Source organism: Alcanivorax borkumensis SK2 (assembly GCF_000009365.1).
Taxonomy (GTDB): Bacteria; Pseudomonadota; Gammaproteobacteria; order Pseudomonadales; family Alcanivoracaceae; genus Alcanivorax; species Alcanivorax borkumensis.
In genome coordinates, this window is record NC_008260.1 from 789,406 (window position 1) to 815,412 (window position 26,007).

General features: G+C 53.8%; 18 protein-coding genes. 10 read left to right on the top strand and 8 right to left on the bottom strand.

All coding sequences use genetic code 11. From position 1 onward, the window contains the following. Positions 1–628: 628 nt before the first annotated feature. Positions 629–1,192 carry a Tll0287-like domain-containing protein gene (locus ABO_RS03655; RefSeq protein WP_041704891.1) on the bottom strand — a complete coding sequence of 188 codons (564 nt, stop codon included), beginning with the start codon at positions 1,190–1,192 and terminating at the stop codon, positions 629–631. 194 nt (positions 1,193–1,386) lie between these two features. Between ABO_RS03655 and ABO_RS03660 the strand changes: the two genes are divergently transcribed. Continuing rightward, complete coding sequence (locus tag ABO_RS03660; protein ID WP_011587993.1) at positions 1,387–2,040, top strand: peroxiredoxin; 654 nt, start codon at positions 1,387–1,389, stop codon at positions 2,038–2,040. Positions 2,041–2,891: 851 nt separating this feature from the next. On the opposite strand, the gene ABO_RS03665 is transcribed toward ABO_RS03660, so the two are convergent. The 3 genes from ABO_RS03665 to ABO_RS03675 all read right to left on the bottom strand — a co-directional run bounded on the left by ABO_RS03665 (position 2,892) and on the right by ABO_RS03675 (position 9,089). Continuing rightward, positions 2,892–4,595, bottom strand: coding sequence for a hypothetical protein (locus ABO_RS03665; RefSeq protein ID WP_011587994.1), 1,704 nt, complete (start codon positions 4,593–4,595; stop codon positions 2,892–2,894). A gap of 168 nt (positions 4,596–4,763) precedes the next feature. Then, a complete protein-coding gene (locus ABO_RS03670; protein ID WP_011587995.1) occupies positions 4,764–6,056 on the bottom strand; it encodes a ribonucleotide-diphosphate reductase subunit beta in 1,293 nt (430 codons plus the stop codon). A 144-nt stretch (positions 6,057–6,200) separates the two neighbouring features. After that, positions 6,201–9,089, bottom strand: a complete 2,889-nt coding sequence (locus ABO_RS03675; protein ID WP_011587996.1) for a ribonucleoside-diphosphate reductase subunit alpha — start codon at positions 9,087–9,089, stop codon at positions 6,201–6,203. A gap of 674 nt (positions 9,090–9,763) precedes the next feature. Here ABO_RS03675 and ABO_RS03680 point away from each other — a divergent pair. The 5 genes from ABO_RS03680 to ABO_RS03700 all read left to right on the top strand — a co-directional run bounded on the left by ABO_RS03680 (position 9,764) and on the right by ABO_RS03700 (position 16,240). Continuing rightward, positions 9,764–10,486, top strand: coding sequence for a response regulator (locus tag ABO_RS03680; protein WP_011587997.1), 723 nt, complete (start codon positions 9,764–9,766; stop codon positions 10,484–10,486). A gap of 45 nt (positions 10,487–10,531) precedes the next feature. Next, positions 10,532–12,157 carry an ATP-binding protein gene (locus tag ABO_RS03685; RefSeq protein WP_011587998.1) on the top strand — a complete coding sequence of 542 codons (1,626 nt, stop codon included), beginning with the start codon at positions 10,532–10,534 and terminating at the stop codon, positions 12,155–12,157. Between the two features lie 188 nt (positions 12,158–12,345). Further along, positions 12,346–13,839, top strand: a complete 1,494-nt coding sequence (glpK, locus tag ABO_RS03690; protein WP_011587999.1) for a glycerol kinase GlpK — start codon at positions 12,346–12,348, stop codon at positions 13,837–13,839. A 197-nt stretch (positions 13,840–14,036) separates the two neighbouring features. Next, entirely contained in the window at positions 14,037–15,140 is a 1,104-nt protein-coding gene (locus ABO_RS03695; RefSeq protein ID WP_011588000.1) for a GGDEF domain-containing protein, read from the top strand. Further along, positions 15,137–16,240: a GGDEF domain-containing protein gene (locus tag ABO_RS03700; RefSeq protein WP_011588001.1), complete on the top strand. Its 1,104-nt coding sequence runs from the start codon at positions 15,137–15,139 to the stop codon at positions 16,238–16,240. The genes ABO_RS03695 and ABO_RS03700 overlap by 4 nt, the downstream gene beginning before the upstream one ends. 140 nt (positions 16,241–16,380) lie before the next feature. On the opposite strand, the gene ABO_RS03705 is transcribed toward ABO_RS03700, so the two are convergent. From ABO_RS03705 to ABO_RS03715, 3 genes are all read right to left on the bottom strand, one after another. Next, positions 16,381–17,430, bottom strand: coding sequence for an ABC transporter ATP-binding protein (locus ABO_RS03705; protein WP_011588002.1), 1,050 nt, complete (start codon positions 17,428–17,430; stop codon positions 16,381–16,383). Between the two features lie 65 nt (positions 17,431–17,495). Next, positions 17,496–18,404 (bottom strand): ornithine carbamoyltransferase, encoded by a 909-nt coding sequence (gene argF / locus ABO_RS03710; protein ID WP_011588003.1) that lies wholly within the window; start codon positions 18,402–18,404, stop codon positions 17,496–17,498. Beyond that, a complete protein-coding gene (locus ABO_RS03715; protein ID WP_035460978.1) occupies positions 18,401–19,582 on the bottom strand; it encodes an aspartate aminotransferase family protein in 1,182 nt (393 codons plus the stop codon). Before ABO_RS03715 ends, argF begins: the two co-directional genes overlap by 4 nt. 232 nt (positions 19,583–19,814) lie before the next feature. On the opposite strand from ABO_RS03715, the gene ABO_RS03720 reads away from it, so the two are divergent. The 4 genes from ABO_RS03720 (at position 19,815) to ABO_RS03735 (ending at position 25,073) form a co-directional block, all read left to right on the top strand. Further along, entirely contained in the window at positions 19,815–21,365 is a 1,551-nt protein-coding gene (locus ABO_RS03720; RefSeq protein ID WP_035460844.1) for a hydantoinase B/oxoprolinase family protein, read from the top strand. An 87-nt stretch (positions 21,366–21,452) separates the two neighbouring features. Continuing rightward, the gene (locus ABO_RS03725; protein ID WP_011588006.1) at positions 21,453–23,636 is read left to right on the top strand and encodes a TonB-dependent receptor family protein; all 2,184 of its coding nucleotides are present in this window, start codon (positions 21,453–21,455) and stop codon (positions 23,634–23,636) included. Between the two features lie 165 nt (positions 23,637–23,801). After that, positions 23,802–24,134 (top strand): Grx4 family monothiol glutaredoxin, encoded by a 333-nt coding sequence (grxD, locus tag ABO_RS03730; RefSeq protein ID WP_011588007.1) that lies wholly within the window; start codon positions 23,802–23,804, stop codon positions 24,132–24,134. 336 nt (positions 24,135–24,470) lie between these two features. After that, positions 24,471–25,073 (top strand): peroxiredoxin, encoded by a 603-nt coding sequence (locus ABO_RS03735; RefSeq protein ID WP_007148668.1) that lies wholly within the window; start codon positions 24,471–24,473, stop codon positions 25,071–25,073. A gap of 131 nt (positions 25,074–25,204) precedes the next feature. Here ABO_RS03735 and rnt read toward each other — a convergent pair whose 3' ends face one another. Then, positions 25,205–25,873, bottom strand: coding sequence for a ribonuclease T (gene rnt / locus ABO_RS03740; RefSeq protein WP_041704896.1), 669 nt, complete (start codon positions 25,871–25,873; stop codon positions 25,205–25,207). Between the last annotated feature and the right edge of the window lie 134 nt (positions 25,874–26,007).

Below are 26,007 nucleotides of genomic sequence, written 5' to 3' on the forward strand. Positions count from 1 at the left end.
CCCCGAAACTGCTGAAATTTTGAGCGCTTGTGATGAAAGGTCTCGGGATCTTCGCAGGCGACGCTGCGTTCTTTGGTGGTTGCTTACCTGGGGCTACACCTTCTGCCGTCGTTTGAATTACCACGAGTTTCCGAGGCTCCGTTCAGGCAACAAAATGGCAATCACCACGGTATTTGAGTAGCAAGGGTTAGCTTGAAGAGTTCAAGGTTGAGTCCGTCTTTCAGGCTGCGGATCGTGGACATAGGGGCCTATCACCGTATTTACAGAATGGAATGTATTTAGTTTTAATATTAAGAAAAGTGATCAATTTTTCGCTATCTGTAAATCGACCCACAGAAGCATTCCTGCTGTTAGAACGCTAAAGCCACTTGGCTTTAATGCGCACCAGCGTGAAAGGGGGAATGCTGGTTGGTGAGATGAAAAACGCCTGGCACATTGAGCCAAGAGCGATCAAATGAAGGACAAAGCCGACACCACTATTGACGCGTTCAGACATGAGCCACACGTCGATATACGCAAGAATGGCCATCCTCCAAAGCAACGGGGAGGAAATCGATCAGTAGCATGAACGGCTTGGAGTTAACTCAGTGCCATTCAGGCCAGCCCCCTTAAATTACCGCAGGCCAGGTCAGGGAAGCGGACGCTCCAGAGTAAAGGCACCGCGTAACTCACCGGTCTGGTACCCCCGGGCTTGGTCCTGCGGATAATGGGTATCCAGTGCCTGCGTCACCTCGGCGGACAGCTGACTGCCATGGCAGGCGAGGCAGGGCCCTTGAACCATGATCGGTTTCATGTATCGCTGCACTGGCTTACCGTCACGGTATTCAGTCTGCAGCACCTCCAGGGAATCCGGCGAGGCTCCGGCATCCAGTTGTGCCTGGAAGGCTTCAAGCTGTTCGCGCTCCCAGGCATCCGGGGCATTATCCGGGTTGCGAATCTTCAGACTGGTGCGGGCCACAGCCCACTGGCTCTGTTCACTCACCTGTTCGGTAATCGGCATGGCGGACAGATTGCACACGTCAATGGCCGCCAGCGGTCCCCCTTCCTTCATGGACGCTATCAATGCCTGTTTGAGTGCCCCGCCCAGAGCCATGCTGGCCTGGCGCGCCTCTTCCCTGTCCGTGAGCGCATCAGCAACGCAAGGGCCAGCCATGAGCATTAACGCCAACCCCGTTACCCGTGTCCGTTTCATCACTGACTCCTTTTTCCTGTTGTCGTCTCGCTTGATTGTTGCCTTGCTGGTGTCGGCCTACATTCAGATTAAAAGTGAGCGACAGGGTTTATATATCTAAACCATATAAGAATATATATTTCAGGAATACGGTCTCCCTTTTATGCTTTTTCTGCAAGCCCGGTCCCCCGCTTTTAATGCAAGGAGAGAGACCAATGGAAGCCCCAGTACAGCAAACCCGCGGCCTGCCGCAGATCAATGAACCGGCCCCCAATTTCAACGCACTGACCACCGATGGCCAGAGAACCCTGGCAGATTATCGTGGTAAGTGGTTGGTGCTATTTTCCCGCCCGGCGGACTTTACCCCGGTGTGCACCACCGAATTCATGGCCTTTGCCAAGGCCGCCCCAGAATTTGCCAAGCGCAACGGTGAACTGCTTGGCTTGTCTATCGGCAGCATCCACTCGCACATTGCCTGGATACGCAATATCAAACAGAACTTCGGTGTGGAGATCCCTTTCCCGATCATTGAAGACCTGAAGATGGAAGTGGCCAATGCTTACGGAATGATCCATCCGGGCGCAGCGGATACCTCTGCCGTGCGCGCCACCTTTATCATCGACCCTAATGGCATCCTGCGTGCCATGGTTTATTACCCGATGAGTAATGGTCGCTCCATTCCCGAATTCCTGCGCCTGCTAGAAGCACTGCAAACCAGTGATGAAAACGGCATCGCCACCCCGGAAGGTTGGCAGCCAGGAGACAAGGTCATCGTCCCGCCGGCCAAGACCGCGCAAGCGGCCAACGCCCGTGTAGAGTCAGGTGAATACGACTGCAAGGATTTCTACTTCTGCACCAAATCTTTGTAAGCTGAGCAAAACGCCCAGCGCCACCATCCGGTGGCGCTCCTCTTTCTCCTTCTTGCCCTTCATTCAAGCTGAATCGCCAGAATCTGGCTGTCGGAAAATCGAGACTTCTTCATTATTCGCTCCTTGTGCGATCAAAGTAAAATTCTCTACTCAAAACCTTGATTAATTTTCGGGGGGGGGTTACAGCTAATCGTGGACACAGGCAGTAATGAAGGGGCAAGAGGTGCGCTGTGTAGATTGTGGCGGAGCGTTGCTGAGGTGAAGTGTGAGGGCGTTTAGTTGCGCGTTTGCGGCTGCGAACGATCCTCTAATGGCAAGAAATCTGTAAGTTACTGATATAAAAAGAGGGCACGTTACCGTCTAATGGCAAACGTGCCCTCTCTAATGGCAACTCACACACTTGTGAGTTGCCATTAGAGGTATCACTCCACCTCTAGTAAAAACAATAACTTAGCGATTTCTTGCCATAGGTAAATCGCAGTTCTTGCCATAATAAAAAGCACAGATCGCGCAACTACTTGAATTAGATAGCATAATTCAGAACTTCCAAAACGCTGAATAGCTGCGAATAGCACGCTTTGCTTGCGTATGAATATATAGTTTTCAGTATATTTATGGACTATAGCGCGCTTATCTGTGCCTATGGAAGAGTCGAAAGGAGAATTCAGAAATGGGGCCCAGTGAGTAAATTGGGCAATGCTCTGGCCTTGGGTAAAGTATAACCTTGATCTAGCACCAAGCGGGCTTGAACTCAGGAGTAAAGGAACGTCATTTCCTGGTCATCTGACACCTCGCTTAAGGTGATAATTTTACTACCTAAGTTGGTGTCCGGATTCATTAGATCACTACACTTATTGGCTTTCAGGGGGATCTGTATTGAGGCTGATTCCAAACCGTTTTGCTCGAAGTGCATTTAGTTTGCTCTCTTTTGCTATTCTGGTTAGAGCTTGGCGGGCATTTTGGGCTATCACTTTCTCGTTATCACCAATGTTAGCGATTCGCTCAAAGCGAAGGCAGGCTCGGATATAGCTTGGTAATTTCTCGCCTTTTGTTTTTTTAAAAATTTTGTAGTACTGCTCGGCCGTTGCCCGTGATAAAAGTATTATGTCTTCTCTTTTCCAAGCGTTGTTATTTACGAAAGTATCAAGGACTTGATCTGGATCTCTGTCATCGTTGATTTTCTCGTGTTCCTCTTTGAATCTTTGAAGCAGGGTCTTGTCATTTACCCTTTCTGAAAAAGGGGTCGTGTCTAGATCGAAGGTTTCTCTTTTGTCTTGAAATTCGGCTATGTATAGCTCGATGATTTCGTTGGCTTCTTTGTTGTAGCCAAGGTCTCTAAGTAAATCAACGGTTCCGTTAAGGTTTAATACGCTTATATGCTGGGGGTTCGTCTTAAAGCTGTTAAGTAAGGAGTCGATCAAATCTGATTCATTGTCTTCGAATGTGAAGTGATATTTATTCCAGGCTTTTGATATTGAGGCTTCTGATTTTCGGGCTATAAATTTTTCGTTAATTTTTTCTGCTTCTTTTTTTAGGGTAGGCTTGTTGAAAACTCCCTTTTCAACAGCTTTGGCTATTTCAAGATCGAATGCATCTATATCTTTTAACGAGTAGCCTGACAGAAAGTCATTCCATGCGACTTCTTCTGCTGTCGCTTTGTCGTTCCCGATGCCCCAGAGTTTTCCGCCTATATTCTTTATGTAGTCGAATGGAGGAACGTCGGGGTTCCCTCCTTGGTAATATGAATATGAAAATAATATTAAGCTGTGAAGCCCCTGATTTATTACCCCCGGTTCATAGTCGGAAAGTATTGAGGGAAGCTTTTCTGCTAGCCTGAGGATCTTTCTGATAATTCGTATGTTGTTTATGTTCAGTTTTGTTGTGAGTTCTGATATTTGTTCGCTGTTTGGTATGGATTCAGGTATGGCGATTTGGGCAGACTCTTTCGCTGAAGGGGAAAAAACGAGATCAATGTCGATAACCTTTTCTCGATATTTGTTAAGCTCGTTTTCTTCGTTATCACATAACGATTTGTTGTTTAATATCAAAACTATTTTGCAGTCTTTTTGTTCTTTGAGTAAAGAGACTAAGCCTAGTATGTCCTTTATTTTTAATGAATCACCTTTTCTTTCAATGTCATCAATGCAAATAAGTGTTTTTCTTAAAGATAGAAAGGATATGGCCTCAAAAACAGGGGAAAGGTCTTTGGCATAAGGGAGGCCTTGAATTGTGCGAACGGCCTTCCTTCCCAGTGATTTACTGATTTTTTCCGTGCTTTTCCTGAAGGATTCTAGGCTTGGTTTATGGTTTATTTCCTTAACATCAACTACCTGTTCGAAAATTGAAAACTTAAAATTTTCAAGTGAATTGATGCCAAACAAGGATACGTATGAGTAGTTGTCAAGTGAGACAGACTGTGATTCTGCGGCAGCAGTAAGAAAGGTATTCCAAGTAAAGGTTTTACCTACTCCCCAGTCTCCACGAATTGCCAGCACCTCGGGCGTGTCATCCGCCAAAAATTCTTGAATTTGTTCTTTTACTAATGCGATTGACATTTGCGGCTCCTCTTTTCACTGGCTGGATGTTGAGGCGAAGGGTGGTGCGAGGCTGCTAAAGATCCTCTAATGGCAAGAAATCTGTAAGTTATTGATATAAAAAGAGGGCACGTTACCGTCTAATGGCAAACGTGCCCTCTCTAATGGCAACTCACAACACTCACACTGTTATTCCCAGGAGAGTGCGCCGCCCACCTGGTATTCGGTGACCCGGGTTTCGAAGAAGTTTTTCTCTTTACGCAGGTCCATGATTTCGCTCATCCACGGGAACGGGTTGTTCACGCCTTTGAACTGTTCTGGCAGGCCCAGTTGGGCCAGGCGGCGGTTGGCGATGAACTGCAGGTATTCTTCCATCATCGCGGCATTCATGCCGAGTACTCCGCGTGGCATTGTGTCGCGGGCGTATTGAATTTCCAGTTCGGTGCCTTCCAGAATCATCTGGGTGGCTTTGTCGCGCATCTGGGCATCCCATAGATGTGGGTTTTCCAGTTTGATCTGGTTGATCACGTCGATGCCGAAGTTCACGTGCATGGATTCGTCACGAAGGATGTATTGAAACTGTTCGGCCACGCCGGTCATTTTGTTGCGGCGACCCATGGACAGAATTTGGGTGAAGCCGCAGTAGAAGAAGATGCCTTCCAGTACGCAGTAGAACGCGATCAGGTTTTCCAGCAGTGCTTTGTCGGTTTCCGGGGTGCCGGTAGTGAACTCCGGGTCGGATAGGTCTCGGGTATACTGGATGCCCCACTGGGCCTTCTTGGCTACGGACGGAATCTCCTGGTACATGTTGAAGATTTCGCCTTCATCCATGCCCAGTGATTCGATGCAGTACTGGTAAGCGTGGGTGTGGATGGCTTCTTCAAAAGACTGACGCAGGATGTACTGGCGACATTCTGGATTGGTGATTAGGCGGTAGATGGCCAGCACCAAGTTGTTGGCCACCAGGGAGTCGGCAGTGGCAAAGAAACCCAGGTTACGCTTGACGATGCGACGCTCGTCGTCGGTGAGGCCGTCGGCCTTTTTCCACAACGCCAGGTCGGCGTTCATGTTCACTTCCTGAGGCATCCAGTGGTTGGCGCAGCCATCCAAGTATTTCTGCCAGGCCCAGTCATATTTGAAGGGAACTAATTGGTTCAGGTCGGCGCGGCAGTTGATCATGCGCTTGTCGTCAACTTCTACGCGGCCAGCGGCCCCTTCCAGTTCGGCAACGCCGTCTTCTATGTCCATCTTTGCCACGGAGGCCTGGGCGCGGGCTACCGCGTCTGAGGCGGCTCGGGCGGCGGCGGTGTTGTCTCGTCGCTGCTGCTCGATTCCATCATCCGCAGTACTTCCCGTTCCCGGTGCTTTAGCTTCAGGTGACGCTTGGTCAGATACCGCCTTAGGTTCCGGCGGCGTTGCGGGTGTGGGCTGCGGTTTGGCGACAGGCGTCTCTTGCGCATTGAATTCGTCCCAGCTCAGCATGTGTTCTCTCCATATTCCATTACAAGTTTGGTGGTGTTGATTCACCGCTTGCGTATTCTTTATGCCAGCGTGCACGCTTCACGTTTCATGTGGGTACGCAGGAAAATGCGTGCTGCATGGCGCGTGATAGCGTGCGAGCGTCTCTTATTGGCAGGCTTCGCAGTCAGGTTCGTCGATGGAGCAAGCTTTGGGTACGTCGGCGGCCTGATTGAATTCAGCCGGCGTTTCTGGCCCGGAGGAAACCTGGTTCAATTTGCCATCACTGATGGTGGACTTTTCGGTCTGGGTGGCACCGATGGCGCGCAGGTAATAGGTGGTTTTCAAACCCAGCAACCAGGCCATTTTGTAGGTCACGTCCAGCTTCTTGCCGTTCGCTTCGGCAATGTACAGGTTCAGGGATTGAGCCTGATCGATCCATTTCTGGCGCCGGCTTGCTGCTTCTACCAACCAGCGCGGTTCCACTTCGAAGGCGGTACGGAACTGTTCTTTCAGGTCCGCCGGAATACGTTCGATGGGTTGTGCGGAGCCATCGTAGTATTTCAGGTCGTTGACCATGACGTTGTCCCACAGGCCGCGTTCTTTAAGCGCCTTAACCAAGTAAGGGTTGACCACGGTGAATTCGCCGGACAGGTTCGATTTCACGTATAGGTTTTGGTACGTGGGCTCAATGGACTGAGAAACCCCGGTGATGTTGGCGATGGTTGCTGTCGGTGCAATGGCCATCACGTTGGAGTTGCGCATGCCTTTCTTGGCCATGGCGCGCACGCTGTCCCAGTCCAGGGTCTGGCTGCGGTCCACCTTGCAGTAATCTTCGCCACGTTGCTTGACCAGAATATCGATGGAGTCGATGGGCAATATGCCCTGGCTCCATAGGGAGCCGTCGAAGGTCTGGTAGGCACCGCGTTCTTCCGCCAGTTTGGCGGAGGCTTGGATGGCGTAGTAGCTCACCGCTTCCATGGAGGTATCGGCGAAGGTCACCGCATCGCTGGAAGCATAGCTGATGCCCTGCTTATACAGTGCGTCCTGGAAGCCCATGATGCCCAGGCCCACCGGGCGGTGCTTCATGTTGGAACGCTTCGCTTGGGGCACGCTGTAGTAGTTGATGTCGATCACGTTATCGAGCATGCGCACGGCGGTGTTAATGGTGCTTTGCAGTTTTTCGATATTCAGACCGTTTTCGTCCACGTGCTGGGCCAGGTTTACGGAGCCCAGGTTACATACGGCGATTTCTTCTTGGTTGGTGTTCAGGGTGATTTCGGTGCACAGGTTGGAGGAGTGCACTACGCCCACGTGCTGCTGCGGGCTGCGCAGGTTGCACGGATCTTTAAAGGTGAACCAAGGGTGGCCTGTTTCAAACAGCATGGAGAGCATCTTGCGCCACAGGTTGATGGCGGGCAGTCGCTTGAACAGTTTCAGTTCGCCGCTGCGGGTTTTGGCTTCGTATTCTGTATACGCTTTTTCGAATGCCTCACCGTACAGGTCGTGCAGGTCTGGCGTGTCGTTGGGGCTGAACAGAGTCCAGTCTTCCTCGTTAATCACGCGTTTCATGAACAGGTCGGGAATCCAGTTGGCGCTGTTCATATCGTGGGTACGACGACGGTCATCACCGGTGTTTTTACGCAGCTCCAGAAACTCTTCGATGTCCATGTGCCAGGTTTCTAGGTAGGCACAGACGGCGCCTTTGCGCTTGCCGCCTTGGTTAACGGCCACGGCGGTATCGTTGACCACTTTAAGGAAAGGAACCACGCCCTGTGAGCGGCCGTTGGTGCCTTTAATGTAAGCGCCCAGTGCGCGCACGGGGGTCCAGTCGTTACCCAGCCCGCCGGCAAACTTGGAGAGCATGGCGTTATCTTGAATGGCGCCGTAGATGCCGTGTAGATCATCCGGCACGGTGGTCAAGTAGCAGCTGGATAGCTGCGGGCGCAGGGTGCCGGCGTTGAACAGGGTCGGCGTGGAGCTCATGTAATCGAAGCTGGATAGCAGGTTATAGAACTCGATGGCGCGCGCTTCACGGTTATCTTCTTCCGCTGCCAGGCCCATGGCCACACGCATAAAGAAGCACTGGGGTAGTTCGATGCGGGTGTCGTTATGGTGAATGAAGTAGCGGTCATACAGGGTTTGCAGGCCCAGGTAGGAAAACTGCAGATCGCGATTGCCATCTAGGGCCGCGCCTAGCGCGTCTAGGTCGTACTCGGCTAGTTGCGGAGACAGCAGTTCCAGCTCGATGCCTTTGCTGATGTAGGCTTTCAATGCATCACTATAGAGGGCATTCATTTCATCGTGGCTGGCACGTTCGGCCACGCGCAAAAACTGCAGTGCTTCGGCGCGGATTTTGTCCATCAGCAGGCGAGCGGTCACCTGGGAATAGTTCGGCTCCACTTCGATCATGGTGCGGGCGGTGATCACCATGGAGGTGTTCACGTCGTGGATGGAGACGCCGTCGTACAGGTTCTTCACGGTTTCAGTGATGATCTTGTCGGCGTTCACGTCTTCCAGGCCGGAACAGGCTGCGCGGATCAGGTGCTCAAGGCGTGCCATGTCCAGCGGTGCTTTGCTTCCGTCTTCCATGGTGACAGACATATCCACTTGGTGAGTCGGTGCGGGCAGGTCTGTGCTTTTCTGTTCGGCAGCGCGTTTGGAGGCTCGCTGTTCGCGATACAGCACGTAATCACGGGCGACTTTCTGTTCGCCGTTGCGCATTAGGGCTAGTTCAACTTGATCTTGAATTTCTTCGATGTGGATGGTGCCGCCGGAAGGCATGCGACGTTTGAAGGTGGCGGAGACCTGCTCGGTAAGGCGAGCTACGGTTTCATGGATGCGGGACGATGCAGCGGCGGTGCCGCCTTCGACAGCAAGGAAAGCTTTGCTAATGGCAACGGTGATCTTGTCGTCATCGTAGCCCACGACCTTGCCATTGCGCTTGATGACGCGTAGCTGGCCGGGCGCTGTGCTGGCAATGCTCTGGTCCTGATCGTTGCTGTCGCTGGCAGGGGAGCCAGCGTTCTGTGGGTTCTGGCTCATATCCGTCTGCATGGTGCCCTCTCCATTGTTTGTGCTTTAGCTGTCTGTGTTTGTGTGCTGTGAACCTGGCGGCTTCACTACGCAAAACGCCATGGCCGTACGGCCATGGCGCGTTAAATCGTGTTTTAGGTAATGCATGGTGGGGTCGTGAGCGCACGAACCACAAGATGTTGTGTCTTATTCATGACGTAATTTTCCCCCTTGCTTGTCAGGAAAGTGCTAAATCGCTGATGAGATTGCACTTTCCGGTGCGATAGACTGCTTTGTCTTGGGGAGGCGTTAGCTTTATAAAAACCCAACATGTTGGGGTGCGCGCCTGACTCTGGTACAAGGTATAGTTGTGCTTGCTTATTTGCAAGCACTTCACCTGGGGAAATCTTGTGGATAACTTGTGGGGCAATGTGAGTGCATTGAGAAGGCTTTTTTTTGGGGCATGCCACACTAGATATAGTGTTTGTTAATGGGGGTGCTCTTGCAGATTGTTGTATATAAGGCGTCTATATTGGGAGAAGTATGGGAAAACCACAGGGGCGTTGTTGTCTGTATGATGAGCCGCCTGAGAGGTTGCCGTGTACAACGCGTATGCGTATAAACATACGATAGAGATACGTTTGTTACAGTTTGCCGGGTTGGCGTTGGAACAAAACGACAATAACGATACAAATTTCAAGAAGGATAAGGACGGGATGACAACTGTGCAGGATAACCCGCCAGCCATCATGATCGTAGAAGACGATGAGCGTCTTGCCGATTTAACCTGTGAATACCTGCAAAGCAATGGCCTTGGTGTGACGGTAGTCAGCGACGGTGAAGAAGCTATTCGCCGTATTCGTGCGGATCAGCCGGATCTGGTGGTGCTAGATTTGATGCTGCCCGGTGCCGACGGCCTGACGGTATGTCGTGAAGTGCGCAGTGCCTATAAGAATCCCATTCTCATGCTTACCGCTCGCACCGATGATATGGATCAGGTGCTGGGCTTGGAAATGGGCGCCGATGATTACGTGGCCAAGCCGGTTAAACCCCGGGTGTTGTTGGCGCGGATCCGTGCCTTGTTACGTCGAGTGGAAACGGATAGTGAGCGTGATAATTCACCGGCACGCTTGGAATTCGGTGCCTTAGTGATCGATAACTCTGCCCGCGAAGTGACTTTGGCCGGCGATTCGGTGGATCTTACCAGTGCGGAATACGATTTGCTTTGGCTGCTAGCGTCCAACGCGGGCACGGTGCTGTCACGGGAAACAATTTTCGAGAAACTGCGGGGCATTCAATATGACGGGCAAGACCGCTCTATTGATGTGCGTATTTCCAGGATTCGCCCTAAAGTAGGGGACGATCCAGAAAACCCCAAGCGCATCAAAACGGTACGCTCCAAGGGGTATCTGTTCGTCAAGGAAATCGGCGCAATATAACGGCTGAGTTGGTCGTTGCGGCGCAGGGATGACGCTGGGTGATGTTTGAATAGTATTTTCCTGAGGCTCTACGGGGGCTTGTTGCTGGCGCTGTGTTTGATCGGCGCCATCACCTATGGTGCGGTGGAGCTGGTGAACAGTTACCGATCCGACCTGTACCGTGAAAAGATGGCCCGGGGCACCTTCTTTCTGATGGCGGAAGGCTACCAGCATTATGAGGTTGGCGACCGCGATCGCTGGAGTCAGGTGCTTAGCAAGCTGTTCAGTGCCGAGATCGCGCTGCTCTCCAGTGATGATCTGGCGCTGGGGTATCGGGAACGTTTGCACCTTGAAGACGGCCTTGTGGTGATGCGTCTGAATGACGATGCGGGCTACGCCGATGTCTTGTTTCAGCTTCCTGGCGAAGATGTCTATATCAACACGCGGATGACCAAGGTGTCTGAACAACAGGCGCGGGCTACGGCTGTGTTGATCCTTCATTATTTGTCCCATTTCCAAGAATCAGAGTGGGATCAGGCGTTGACTACTTTGCAGCGTCAGTTCGGTTACCCTCTGACGTTGCTGCAGCGCGATGATGTCTCTCTGGATGATGAGCAAGAACAGCGACTCGGGCGCCGTGAGGTGGTTATTGCTCTTGACGACAGTACTCGCAATGATTCCAGTATCCGGATTTATGCGCCGGTGGCACAAACCGATAAATTGTTGGTGCTTGGCCCGCTGAGCTTGTTTGACCGGTTTCCTATTGAGTTGCTGTTGATTGCTGGTATTACCAGCTTGTTGGCGGTGGCGCTGGCCACTTATCTACAGGTGAGCCCCCTGCAGCGGCGACTCAAGAGGCTTGATAAGGCGGTGAGTCAGTTGGGCAGTGGGGACCTGGGAGCCTATGCCAATATCGAAGGCAGTGATGCCATTGGGCAGGTGGCAGCAACCTTTAATGGTATGACGGCACATATTCGTCGTTTGATTGAGTCACAGCGAGAGATGACTCGCGCAGTGAGCCATGAATTACGCACCCCGGTGGCGCGGTTGCGTTTTGGGCTGGAGATGCTTGCCGATATTGAGTCGGCGGAGCGTCGCCGTGAAAAGCTCAATGCTATGGATCAAGATATCGAACAGCTGGATCAGCTGATTGACGAAATCCTTACCTATGCTCGCTTGGAGCAAGGCACTCCTAATATTGAATTCAAACCGGTGGTGATTGGCGAATTGTGCGAACAGCTGCGCGATGAGTTGGAAACCATTCGTGATGAAACGGTCATCACCGTGAACAACGCTTGCCCGACCCTCAAAGTGGAAGCGGAGGAACGCTATCTGCATCGGGTGCTTCAGAACTTGGTGACCAATGCCTTGCGCTACGCTAAATCCCATATTGTTATGCGGGTTGAGGAGAGTGATGATCTGGTGTTCATTCATGTGGATGACGACGGCCCGGGGATTCCAGAGCACGAACGCGAGCGGGTGTTTAAACCCTTTGCCCGTTTGGATAAGAGCCGCCACCGGGCCAGCGGTGGGTACGGTTTGGGTTTGTCCATTGTGAAACGTATTGTGGATTGGCACGGAGGCGGGATTTGCGTGGATGAAAGCCCGCAAGGTGGTGCCCGCTTTACCGTGACCTTGCCCAAGGATCAGCAGGGCCAGCATGTGCTAGGGCGGGTGAACGAACTTCATTGAATAGGGAAAGCTTAAATGTTCCTCTATTTAGGCCTTTGCACAAAGCCGCTGGTAGCCGATAAGGTCTATTGGGTTGGCCGTTATTGTGCAATGTGTCATCCGGTCTTCATTTAAAATACGCTTTCCATGCTATCTCGTGGCATTTGTTTGATTTCTACCCCCATATGCATAACAAGGTTAGACGAGCCATGCCTTATATCCTTTCCATCGACCAGGGCACTACCAGTTCAAGGGCGATTGTGTTCGACGCCAATGGGCACGCTTGCGGGCAGGCTCAGAAAGAGTTTCGCCAGTATTTTCCCGAGGATGGCTGGGTGGAACACGACGCCATGGAAATCTGGAATGATACCTTGGCCATGTGTCAGCAAGCCTTGCGCAATGCCCGGGTAGAAGCGCAGCAATTGGTGGCCATTGGTATTACCAATCAGCGTGAAACTACGGTGTTGTGGGATCGCGAGACCGGTGACCCGTTGGCCCGGGCAATTGTTTGGCAGGATCGTCGTACGGCGTCTACCTGTGAAGCGTTGCGTGATCAGGGTCATGAAAATCAGGTGCGTAGCAAAACAGGTTTGTTGCTGGATCCATACTTCTCCGCTACCAAGTTGGCCTGGTTGCTGGATAACGTCCCCAATGCGCGTCAGCGTGCAGAAGCCGGAGAGTTGGCTTTTGGCACTATCGATAGCTGGCTGTTGTGGCAACTGACCCGTGGCAAGGTGCACGCTACTGACGCCACCAATGCGTCGCGTACCTTATTGTTCAATATTCATGAGCAATGCTGGGATGAAGAGCTGCTGACATTATTCAATGTGCCTGCATCGGTATTGCCCGACGTGCGCGACAGTGCCGCTGATTTCGGTACCACCTGCCCGGAATTGTTGGGCGCGGCGGTGCCGGTGACCGGTATTGCCGGTGATCAGCAGGCGGCGTTGGTGGGGCAGGCTTGTTTTGCTCCGGGGATGGTGAAAAGCACCTATGGCACCGGCTGCTTTATGGTCATGAATACGGGTGAGGCGGTGGAATCCCATAACCGCTTACTGACCACCGTGGGCTATCGCCTCAATGGCAAAACCACCTATGCACTGGAGGGCTCTATTTTTGTGGCTGGAGCGGCGATTCAGTGGCTACGAGATGGCTTGCATTTAATTCGGGATGCCAGAGAAACCGAAGCCCTGGCCCGCCGCGTCGGTTCTGCCGGAGGCGTGTATCTGGTGCCGGCCTTTACTGGCTTGGGCGCACCGTGGTGGGACCCCCATGCTCGGGGAGCCTTAATGGGGTTGACCCGTGATACTGGGATTGCCGAGGTGGTCACCGCGGGGCTGGAGGCCGTGTGTTATCAATCGCGGGATTTGCTGGATGCTATGGCGGCGGATTGTGGCACCCGGCCGACCACCCTGCGGGTGGATGGTGGAATGGTGGTGAATAACTGGCTGAGCCAGACCTTGTCGGATGTGCTGGGCGTCTGTGTGGACCGACCGGTAGTCACCGAAACCACGGCCTTGGGGGCTGCCTATCTGGCTGGCCTGGGGGTCGGGTTGTATGCATCACTGGAATCCATAGCAGAGCAATGGCGTTGTGAACGGGGCTTTTCCCCCGCGCTGGCTGAGCCGGAGCGGCAGAAGCGCTATCAAGGGTGGCGGGATGCGGTGGCTCGAGTTTGTCAGACCTCACGGGGTGCTAATTGATGGCTAACTTGCATAAACGTTAAGGATTTCGCTGGCAGTAAAGAGCGCTTTATAACGATGGACGGTTCGGTTTTGGGGATGATCAAACTGTGACGTAGTCGACATTCAGTATTATTATTAGCACATCAATAATAATATTATGCTACCAGTTGGTGCGATTGCTAATGGGGAGGGTTGCACCAACTCAGGAATCCGGCATGGATCAAACGTTAACGCTTCACCCTGTGGCTTTGCAGTCCCAACAGCTGCGCCGCGTGCGGTTTGCGATCCTAGCGGGTGGCGGTGCCCATACTCTACTTTGTTGGATCGCTTTACAGCTGGATTTTTTCCGGGGTGGAGAGTTCCTTTTCTATTCTCTTTTTGCCGGCATTTGGGCGGGTCATCTTCTCTTTATTCTATTCATGCTGATGGGGCTGAATCGCCGTTTGGCGGAGCCTTCCATGATTATGCCGTTAATGGTGTGGTCGACCACCGGGTTGCTAATAACGGCGTTATTCGTGGATCAGGTACGCCTGTGTGTCATGCTGCTTTTCTTCGCCATTGTTCAGCTTGGGGTGTTTCAGGCGTCGTTGCGGCAGTTCATGGCGCTGGCCAGTTATTGCGTGTTGGGCTACGCAATTGTGCTGGGGGTTATTTGTGTGTACTGGCCGGAAGCGATTGATGCCCGGGGCGAGTGGATTCAGTGGGGGTTGTTTAGTGTCATGGTGGTGGCGGCCATGTTGTTGGCGTCTGAAATTTCCACTATTCGGTTCCAATTGGGCAGGCGTAATCAGCAGTTAGCAGAAATTGTCGAGCGCATTCACGAGATGGCAGTGAAAGATGAATTGACCGGTTTCTATCGTCGCCGCCATGCCATGGAGCTATTAAATAATGCGTGCGGACAGTCTGCCCGCGGGGCGTACCAGTTGGCGGTGGTATACCTGGATTTGGATCACTTCAAGAGAACCAATGACCAGTATGGCCACCGTATGGGCGATGCGGTCTTGCAGCGTTTTGCGGATGTGGCCCGTCGCCACCTGACCAAGCAGGATTTGGCCGCCCGGCTGGGGGGGGAGGAATTCATGTTGGTGCTACCAGTGACTGACCAGGAGGAGGCACGTAACTTAGTGGAAGGTATTCTGATGAGCATGCGCAGCCAGCGTTTTAAGGATGCACCGGGGCTGATGGTGACGGTGTCCGGGGGGCTGGCCATGCGGGCGGATGGTGAAACTCCTGCACAATTGATTAAACGAGCCGATCTCGCCTTGTATCGGGCCAAGGAAACCGGACGCGATAAACTGATTATCGGGGAGACCGAATGAAGCATGATTTGCATCAGGCGGAAAAGCTGAGACTGAGCGAGAAACGCTTGATGCAAAGGCATAGTCGTTCTGCCATGGTAATCATCGCTATGCACACCCTATTGTGCGTGGTTTATTTTCAGCTTGGCTACATGGATATCTCGCTGACGGAGGCGTTGGTGCTGGCTTTGCTGGTCTGGGGCTCACTGTTGGCTTATCAGTTGCTGATGGCAACAGGCGTCACCTTTAGGCTGCGTGAGCCGAGCTTATCGTTACCGTTAATCCTGTATTTTATCGGCGTGTTCATGGTGTCGGGCTATTACGTGGATGAGTTTCGGCTCAGCGTGGTAACGCTATTTTTTTCCGCGTTATTGTTAGTGTCGTTTCGGCTCAGCGGTAAAGTCATGGTGGCAGTGGCGTTTATGGCCAGTGCGGCCTATGCGTTGATGCTGTGGCTGGCTCTGCTGGATCGTTGGGTACACTTGAGTCTGTCAGTGGAGCTGTTGCAATGGTTGGTATTTGCCATGATTTCGGTGAGCTTTGCCGTCACCGGTGGCAGTATCAATCGCCTTCGCGACGCTCTGGTCGATAAAAATCGTGACCTCGCCAATGCAGTGAAAAAGGTACGGGAAATGGCCATTCGTGATGACCTCACTGGCCTGTTTAACCGCCGCCACTTACTGGAAATTCTGGAGCGCCAGAGGGCTTTGTTCAGCAGTAAGAGCGTGCCGTTTGCGGTGTGTTACGTGGATCTTGACCACTTTAAGAAAATTAATGATCGTCATGGCCATGACTGGGGCGATCGAGTGCTGCGTCAGTTTTCCGAGTTGGCGTTGTCGGGAATGCGTGATGGCGATCACTTTGGCCGCTTGGGTGGCGAAGAGTTTCTGCTGGTGTTGCCGCAGAGTGACGCCCAAGGTGCTTTACTGGTGGCAGAACGCTTGCGCTTGCGTTGGCGCGAACAACGCTTCGATGCTCAAGGTGGGCCGGCGATAGTCAGCCTGTCTGTGGGCGTGGCGGCTTACCAGGAGGGAGAGCGCGTGGACGAGTTGCTTAACCGGGCGGATCAGGGCTTATATAGGGCAAAGGCCGGGGGGCGGGACCAGAGCCGAGTTGCATGAGTTGAAAGTCGAACAATGCGATCAGCGGGCTCCGCTAGACGATAAACTCCTGTGCCGCAGAGCAAGTCATTTACGATGGAAAGGGTCTCATTGTTGTAGCGCAGGCCAATATGCACTTTGCATGGTTAGCACTTCAACGTTCAATGCGTTTCGAACGCTACCAGATGCTTGGTTCCCAGCCGGACATGAAGATTGTCGCCTTCTACCACATTGGTGTGGCTGTCTGTTTGGCAGAGCAGGGTTTCGTTGGCGCCGACTCTTAGGTGGTAGAGGATGCTTGCACCGGTGAATTGGCGGCGGGTGACGGGTAGGGCCAGAGGAGCGGATTCGTCGGCGATCACATCTTCCGGTCGTAGCAGAACTTCCACCTCGGTGCCGGGTTGCAGGGGTGCGCGGCTGCGCCCGGTCACATCGCCAAGGCTTGTGTGAACGGTGTTACCGTCGTGCACCGTGCCGTGCAGGAAGGTGCCGTAACCGGCGAATTCTGCCACGAAACGATTCGCCGGGGCGTGGTAGATATTGTAGGGGGTATCCCATTGTTCTAGCCGGCCTTGCTGCATGACCCCCACCCGATCGGCCAACGCAAAGGCTTCTTCTTGGTCATGGGTTACCAGCAAGGTGGTGACTTTTTCCTGACGGAGAATATCGCCTAATTCTTGGGCCAGCGACCGGCGTAGATCCAAGTCCAGGCTAGCAAAGGGTTCGTCCAGCAACAGCAGGGCTGGCTGGGGGGCCAGTGCTCGGGCTAGGGCGACGCGCTGTTGTTGCCCGCCGGAAAGTTCGTGAGGGTAGCGTTGATCAAGGCCGCCAAGGCGCACTCGTTGCAGGCAGGCTTGCACGCGTTCCTGGCGTTGCGAGCGGCTTTGGTGCCGCAGGCCGAAGGCTACGTTGTCGGCCACGGTAAGGTGGGGGAAAAGGGCATGTTCCTGAAACACCATGCCCAGGCCACGCTGGTTGGGTGGTAGTTGTTGGTGGGGGCCGGAGACGGTTTTACCCAGAATGCTGATGGAGCCGGAGGTTACTGGTTCCAGCCCGGCAATGGCGCGCAGGGTGGTGGTTTTTCCGCAACCACTTGGGCCGAGCAGGCACGCGATTTCCCCGGCGGCCAGCGTCAGGCTCAGGTCATTGACGACGGTCTGCTGGTGGTAGCCGCAGGCCAGATGATTGAGGCTAAGCAGTGGTTCTTTCATGATTGCGCAGCTCTAGGCTGCACGCAACACGCAAACGTATGCGTGTGAGGCGTGCAGCGTTGCCATCAATGTTGGCCAGTGAGCAGAAATTCCAGCAAGGCTTTCTGCGCGTGCAGGCGGTTTTCGGCTTCGTCCCAGACCACGGCGCGGGGGTCGTCCATCATTTCGTGGCTGACTTCTTCGCCACGGTGGGCGGGCAGGCAGTGCATGAACAGCGCATCCGGATCGGCTTTGTCCATTAGTTCAGGGGTGACTTGATAACCCTCAAACGCGTTAAGGCGGGTTTGCTGTTCATCTTCCTGGCCCATGGAAGCCCATACATCGGTCACTACCAGATGAGCGCCTTGCACGGCGGTGGCCACGTCCGCTTCTAAGCTGACCCGCTCCGGATAGCGGCCCAGCAGGTCGTTATCTGGGGTGAAGCCGTCTGGGCAGCTGATGACCAATTCGAAATCAAACTGGTTGGCAGCGTTAATGTAACTGGCACACATGTTGTTGCCATCACCGACCCACACCACTTTCTTGCCTTGGATGCTGCCGCGATGCTCTACAAACGTCTGCATGTCGGCGAGTAGCTGGCAGGGGTGGAAGTCATCCGTGAGGGCGTTTATCACGGGTACCGCCGAGTGGTCGGCAAAGGTTTGCAGGGTGGCGTGGTCAAAGGTGCGGATCATTACCGCATCGACCATGCGTGACAGTACCCGTGCTGAATCTTCAATCGGTTCACCCCGGCCCAGCTGAGTGTCTCGGGGCGAGAGAAAGATGCTGGAGCCACCAAAATGGGTCATCGCTACTTCAAAGGATACCCGGGTGCGGGTGGATGATTTTTCGAAAATCATGCCCAGCGTTTTGCCTTTCAATGGCTCATGGTTCTGGCCGTTGCGCAGCATGGTTTTCAGCTCAATGGCGCGCTGAATCAGGTAGCCGAGTTCATCTGGAGTTAGATCGGTCAGGGTCAGGAAATGACGGGTCATGCGACCTCCTGCTCATCGGCAAAACGGTGGATCAGGGCAGACAGAGTGTCCACTAGATGCTGCATTTCAGTTTGGTTGATCACTAGCGGCGGCAGTAGCCGTACCACGGATCCGGCGGTGACATTGATTAGTAGGCCGGCGTCGCGGGCGCGGTTGACCAGCTCGGGACAAGGGCGATCGAGCTGGATACCTAGCATCAGGCCCCGCTGACGAATTTCGGTGACCATGGGCAGGTCTGAAAACGCCTGAGTAAAGGCATCTTTCAGCCAGGCGCCTTTGTCGGCCACACCATCAATGACATCATCGGTGAGCGCATTGACGACGGTCAGGGCAGTAGCGCAACCCAACGGGTTGCCGCCGTAGGTGCTGCCGTGATTACCGGGGCCGAACACACCTTCGGCTTTGCCGGCAACCAGGCAGGCGCCAATCGGAAAGCCGTTGCCTAGGCCTTTGGCCGTGGTCAGCACATCCGGAGTGACATTGGCACCCAGGCAGGCAAAGTAATCCCCGGTGCGGCCGTTGCCGGACTGTATTTCATCGAGCATCAGTAGCCAGTCGTTGCGATCGCACAGGGCGCGCAGGCCAGCCAAGTAGTCGTCCGCAGGAATGTGGATGCCACCTTCGCCCTGCACCGGTTCTACCAGTACAGCGACGATGTCGCGGTTCTCTGCTAATGCTTCTACTGCCGCCAAGTCATTGAACGGGACGCGAACAAAGCCGTCCAGCAAGGGTGCAAAACCTTCCTGCACCTTGGCGTTGGCAGTGGCCGACAAGGTGGCCATGGTGCGGCCGTGAAAGCTGCCTTCCATCACCACCACGGTGGGGCAGGTGATCTGTTTGCGAGAGCCGTACAGGCGGGCAATCTTGATGGCCGCTTCGTTGGCTTCTGCACCAGAATTGGAGAAAAACACGTTTGCCATGCCGCTCAACTCACACAGACGCTGCGCCAGCGATTCTTGGGCGGGAATGCGGTACAGGTTGGACGTGTGCACTAATTGCCTGGCCTGTTCAGCCAGGGTTCGGGTCACCGCCGGGTGGCAGTGGCCTAGGTTACACACACCAATTCCGGAGATGGCATCCATGTATTTGTGGTCGTTTTCGTCATATAACCACACGCCTTCGCCCCGCACGAAAGCCACTGGCTGGCGCGCGTAGGTGGGGATCAAATATTGCGACATAGCAGGCAATTGATAATTGGCAATGAATAATTGATAACGAGCCAGTGCGCTCTTATCCGCGTCTGGTTCCCGTCCCAAAACAAAAAACGGCAGCCGAGGGCTGCCGGAACCGCCGATAATAGCGCAGTTATTGGCCAATAGTTAATAGTTGATGCAAGACAATGAACAAGGGCAGACTGCTCTGCATTAGATTTTCGCTATCAACTATTCATTATTGACTGCCTATTGCCCTATGAATCCTGTCCAGCTGAGTATTTTTGCCAACCGCCTTGGCGGTATCTGTGAGGAAATGGGTGCGGTATTGCGCCTGAGTGCGCTGTCCCCGAACATCAAGGACCGACTCGACTTTTCCTGTGCTATTTTTGATGCCCAAGGTCGGCTGTGCGCCCAGGCGGCCCATATCCCGGTGCATCTTGGGTCCATGGCTTATGCCATGGCGGATCTGGTCACGGGCAGAGAGTGGCAGGCAGAAGATCTGATGGTGGTGAATGATCCCTATTTGGGTGGCACGCATTTGCCGGATGTAACGGTGGTTGCGCCGGTATTTCAGTCGCAGACCCTAATGGGCTTCACTGTGACCCGGGCCCACCATGCGAATATTGGTGCCCACAGCCCTGGATCCATGCCGGTATCTACCCATCTGGAGCAAGAAGGGATTGTTATTGCTCCCAGTTGGCTAAAACGCGCAGGGCAATGGCAGGTGCCTTTGTGCCGGCGCCTAGCCGGGCTGGAGGAGCACGGGACGTTGCCGGTAGAGACTCCGCGTTTTGCCGACTTTTCTGCCCAGGCTAGTGCCTGTGAGGCGGGTGCCCGGCGTTTGGCGGAGCTGGCCGATCAGCAATTTGATCTGGTGGCGGCCTTTGATGCCCTCAATGCGTATGGTGAAAAGCGTGCTCGCGCTCGCATCGCGACCCTGCCGGATGGTTGTTACCGGTTCCAGGATTACATGGACGACGATGGCCAAGGCCAGCAGGGCATCCTCATTACCGTCAGCCTCACGATTTGCGGAGATCAGGCCTCTCTGGATTTTAGTGGCACGGCAGATCAGGTGGCGGGAAATATCAATTGCCCGTTGTCCGTGGCAGCCGCAGCGGTCTATTACTGCTTTCGCTGCTTGATGGACGATGACGTGCCTGCCTGCGATGGTCTCTTTCGGCCTATAAAGCTGTCCGCTCCGCCAGGCTCGTTGCTCAATGCCCGCCGCCCGGCGGCGGTGGCTGCCGGCAATGTGGAAACCAGTTCACGGGTGGTGGATGTGGTGCTGGGTGCGCTGGCTCAGGCGGCGCCGGAGGCAATTCCCGCAGCCAGTCAGGGAACCATGAATAATGTGGCTATGGGCGCTGGCGGTGACAATGGCTGGGATTATTACGAAACCATGGCCGGTGGTACGGGCGCTCATGCTGGTGGCCCTGGGCTGTCGGCGGTGCACAGTCATATGACTAATACTCTTAATACGCCAGTCGAAAGCCTTGAGTCTCACTATCCGCTGAGGGTGCACCGTTATCAATTGCGCAGGGGCAGTGGGGGGAGTGGGCAGTTTATGGGGGGCGAGGGCTTGGTCCGTGAGTTGGAGTTCTTGGCTGATGCCCAGGTCACCCTGCTTACTGAGCGTCGCCTTTTCGCTCCCTGGGGGCTGGCCGGCGGGCAGAGTGGAGCGGTGGGGGAAAACCGCCATAACGGCCGGTTGTTGCCACCGAAAGCTAGCTTCACCGCTCGCCCCGGTGATCGGTTGTTAGTGGCTTCACCCGGCGGTGGCGGGTATCGCGGCAGGGAATGCAAATGAGAACTATAGCATATTGATATTGATTCTTTTTCGTTATATCTTCTGCGCGCTTACATTATTTACATTTGCGTCGGGAAGGGAAAAGTCATGTATTTGCAGCGCCGCTTGCTTTGCTGTGCCATCGCCTCCGCTATGGCCGCTCCAGCTTTTGCTGATCAAGCCAATGAGCTGAAACCGGTACAGATTATTGGGGATCGTCAGAGCACTTTTAGCATCAGTGGCTCTGCCCACGTGCTTTCTAACGAAGATTTGGAAGAAAAGGAAAACACCGATGTGCACCGCATGCTGCGCGACGTGCCTGGCGTGTATTTCCAGGAAGAAGATGGATACGGCCTGCGCCCAAATATCGGTATCCGTGGTTCCGGCCGAGATCGCTCCAGTAAAATCTCTTTGATGGAAGATGGTGTGCTGATTGCGCCGGCCCCCTATGCTGCTCCGGCCGCTTATTATTTCCCTAGTGCCGGTCGTTTCTACGGTGTTGAGGTGTTGAAAGGGCCGGATACCTTGCGTTATGGGCCCTTCACCGTGGGCGGGTCCATTAACTTCCTGTCCACCCCGATTCCTGCCCGTGCGTCTGGCATGGTGAATGTGGAGGGTGGTGAAGATGGATCGCAGCGTGCCCATGCCTATTATGGGGCCACCGAAGGTCAGTTTGGTTTCATGCTGGAAACCCATCAACAACGAGCTCAAGGCTTCAAGGATATCGACCGTTCCAACCGCGATAGTGGTTTTGATAAGCGTGATTATGTCGCCAAGCTGCGCTGGCAGGCCCCGGAAACCGCGGATATTCAACAGGCATTTGAGTTGAAGCTGGAGCATTCCAGTGAGGTTTCTGATGAAACCTACCTGGGCCTGACCGACCGGGATTTCGAGAATGATGCCAACCGTCGCTACGGTATGAGCGATATCGATCAGATGGATAATGATCGAGACGCGGTATCTTTGCGCCATACCTTAGTGTTTGACGAGAACACCCAGTTGAACTCCGTGGTGTATCGTAACGAGTTCAACCGTAACTGGTACAAATTGGCCAGTATTGGTGGCCAGAGCATTGGTGGCTTTGTGGCGGATGCTAACGCTAATGGTGGTACTAAGCAGGCCGTGTTGAGTGGTGCTGCTGATGCCACGGATTTGGTATTCAAGAACAATAATCGGGAGTACATCTCTGAAGGTGTGCAGACTGAATTGAATCACCGTTTCCAGACCGGTTCTGTGGACAATGATCTGATTGTCGGGGCTCGTTACCATCAGGATGAAGTGGATCGTTATCAGCCCACGGACACGTTTGATCAGGTCAATGGCAGCTTGGTGTACCAGTCGTCCACCTTGCCCACGGGGGGGGATAACCGTCTGGAAAATGCGGATGCTGTGTCTGCCTGGATTATAGATCACGCTTATGTTGGTGATTTTATTGTCACCGGCTCATTGCGCTACGAGAACGTGGAAAGCAAGAGCAAGCGTTGGGGCGATCCGGCACGTAACACGGTGAGCTCACGCACTGAAAATCGTAACGAAGAACTGATGGCGGGGCTGGGGGCTACTTGGCTGCTCAATGACAATTGGTCGTTGTTAGCGGGCGTTCACCAGGGCTTTGCGCCGGCAGGTGCGTCTTCCCAGAAAGGCACTGATGCGGAAAAAAGCGTTAACTACGAAACCGGTTTCCGCTACTGGCAGGAAAACTTCAGTGCGGATGTGATTGCGTTCTACAGCGATTATGAAAATACCATTCAGAACTGTTCTATTGCTAATCCATGCCCCAATGGCAATGACTTTGGCACCCAGAGCTTTGGTGAGTCGGAAGTACGGGGTCTGGAAGTGGGCTTGAGCAGTGTGATTTGGGAAGGTGATACCGGCCTGCGAGCGCCGGTACGGCTGGCTTATACCTACACCGACGGTGAAATCACCAAGGATGCGGATGACCTGTCGGTGCTGGAGGGCGATGTGTTGCCTTACCTGCCTGAGCATTTGGCTAGCCTGACGTTTGGTTTGGAGAAGCCGGCGGCTTGGTCTGCGCTGATGTCAGTCAGTCACACCGATGGCATGTGTATCGATAATAGCTGTGACCGCCCGGGAGAAGTCACCACGTTCAAACGCACCAGCGATTACGTGATTGCCGATATCGTGGCGACTTATCAGGTGAACAGTGATATGGAAGTGTATGTCAAAGTGGATAACGTGTTTGACGATCAAGAAATCGTTTCTCGTGACCCTGCCGGTGCTCGCCCCAACAAGCCGCGTACTGGCTACGTGGGCATGAAAGTGCATTTCTGAGGTTGCTCTTTGTGGTAAGAAGAAAAGGGGGCTTTAAGCCCCCTTTTCTGTTTCGTGCCTCTTGAAGCTGCGCCTCTGTGACCCCATCTGGGATGGGCAGGGCCATCAGTGGTAGAATAGTGGCCAACCACAGCCAATACACCCCACAACCGCCAGGTAGTCAGTATGGATGTTATCCAGGTCATCAAAGACCAGATCGAAAAGAACCCGGTGATCCTCTACATGAAAGGGTCCCCCCAGTTTCCCCAGTGTGGGTTTTCCGCACAGGTGGTGGAAGCGATGACCGCCGTTGGCAAGCCGTTTGCCTATGTGAATATTCTGGAAGCCCCAGAAATTCGTCAGAATCTGAAAGAATATGCTAACTGGCCGACTTACCCGCAGTTGTGGGTGGGCGGCGAATTGGTTGGCGGCTGCGACATCATTATGGATATGTACCGCTCCGGTCAGCTTAAAGAGATGGTTGACGGCGTTGCCGTGGAATCGGATGACGACGCTTGAATAGGGCGTTAGTATTACGTAAAACCCGGCCTTAGCGCCGGGTTTTTTTGTCTATAGCGTCTTTTTTTGTGGCATTCTTGTTGATCTGCTGCAGTTGATTAATACGTGCCCTAGCCCTGAATTGACGGCGTTTTGCGCAAACGATGCAGATTCCTGCTAAAGAACGCCTTTTGCCTGTTGAAAGCCGGGACACAATCCCCATGATTGTCCAATGCGGCACTAGCCCAATGCAGTATTGCCATGGGCGTTGTATGATCTGCTGCACTGATTTCAAGCGGCCAGAGAGATGGCACTGCTCTGGCTATATCGTATAAATGGAAACAATGGAGAGAAACAATGGGCGTTCTGGTAGGTAAACCTGCACCGGATTTTACTGTTCCTGCTGTATTGGGCGATGGCAGCATCGTTGATGAGTTCACCCTGTCTGAAGCCATTAAAGGCAAGTATGGCCTGGTGTTCTTCTACCCGCTGGACTTCACCTTCGTGTGCCCGTCCGAGCTAATTGCTCTGGATCATCGCATGGACGCGTTCAAAGAACGCAACGTGGAAGTGATTGGCGTTTCCATCGATAGTCATTTTACTCACAACGCATGGCGCAACACGCCGGTTAACGATGGCGGCATCGGCCCAGTGAAATACACCCTGGCCGCAGACATGAACCACGGTATTGCCCAGTCCTATGACGTTGAGTCCGAAGGCGGTATGGCTTTCCGTGGTGTGTTCCTGATCGATCAAAACGGTGTCGTGCGCAGCCAGATCGTTAACGATCTGCCACTGGGTCGTAACATGGACGAGCTGATTCGTCTGGTTGATGCCCTGCAGTTCCACGAAGAGCACGGTGAAGTGTGCCCGGCGGGCTGGCAGAAAGGCGATTCCGGTATGAAGGACACCCCGGACGGCGTGGCCGAGTACCTGTCTGGTAATGCCGACAAACTGTAATAATAAGCCGCACAAAGAAAAGGGGCGCTAGAAATAGCGCCCCTTTTTTATGCTGTTTTCTGGATGCTTGAAGCTGGATGACTGGCGTTAAAATCTAGATCAAAAACGCGGCGTATCGTCAGCTGTTCAACTCAATCCAGTTCTCTCGCCAGAGTTGGCGGGATGGTTTTTGCGGGTGGAGGCGGCCAGCCGCCCAAAGTCTTAAAGCGATTGACCATTGAGCAGAATAGTTCTGCAGTGCGAGTAGCGTCATACAGTGCGGAGTGGGCCTCGCGCTGGCTGAAGCGGATACCGGCAGCTTCACAGGCTTTCGCCAGCACCGTCTGCCCGTAGACTAGGCCGGCCAGAGTGGCGGTATCGAAGCTGGAGAACGGGTGGAACGGGTTACGCTTAATGTCGGTACGGTCGGTGGCGGCGTTCAGGAAGCCCTGATCGAAGAAACTGTTATGTCCCACCAATACCGCACGGCTGCAGGCGTGTTGCTTTATCGCCTTACGCACAGGGTCGAATACACCCTTGAGGGCGGTTTCTTCCGGTACCGCACCGCGCAACGGGTTGTTTGGGTCGATACCGGTAAAGTCCAGTGCAGCTTGTTCCAGATTGGCTCCGGGGAACGGGTCCACATGAAATTGGATACGAGTGGACGGGCGCAGGTTGCCCTGGGCGTCCATTTCAATCAAAACGGCGGCGATTTCCAGCAGCGCGTCGGTTTGGGAATTAAATCCCCCTGTTTCCACGTCGATTACAACGGGTAAAAAGCCGCGGAAACGTAGCGCCAGGCTAGGATGCTGATCGCTCATGATCACTCCATCAAACATAAAGACCCCGCAGGAACGCTAAGCGTAACGGCGAGGGGGGCTTATGCTACCGGAATAGCTACGCAGGCAACAGACGAAACCGCACGCGCGGCCGTCATGGAGGTGACGGGCAAGGG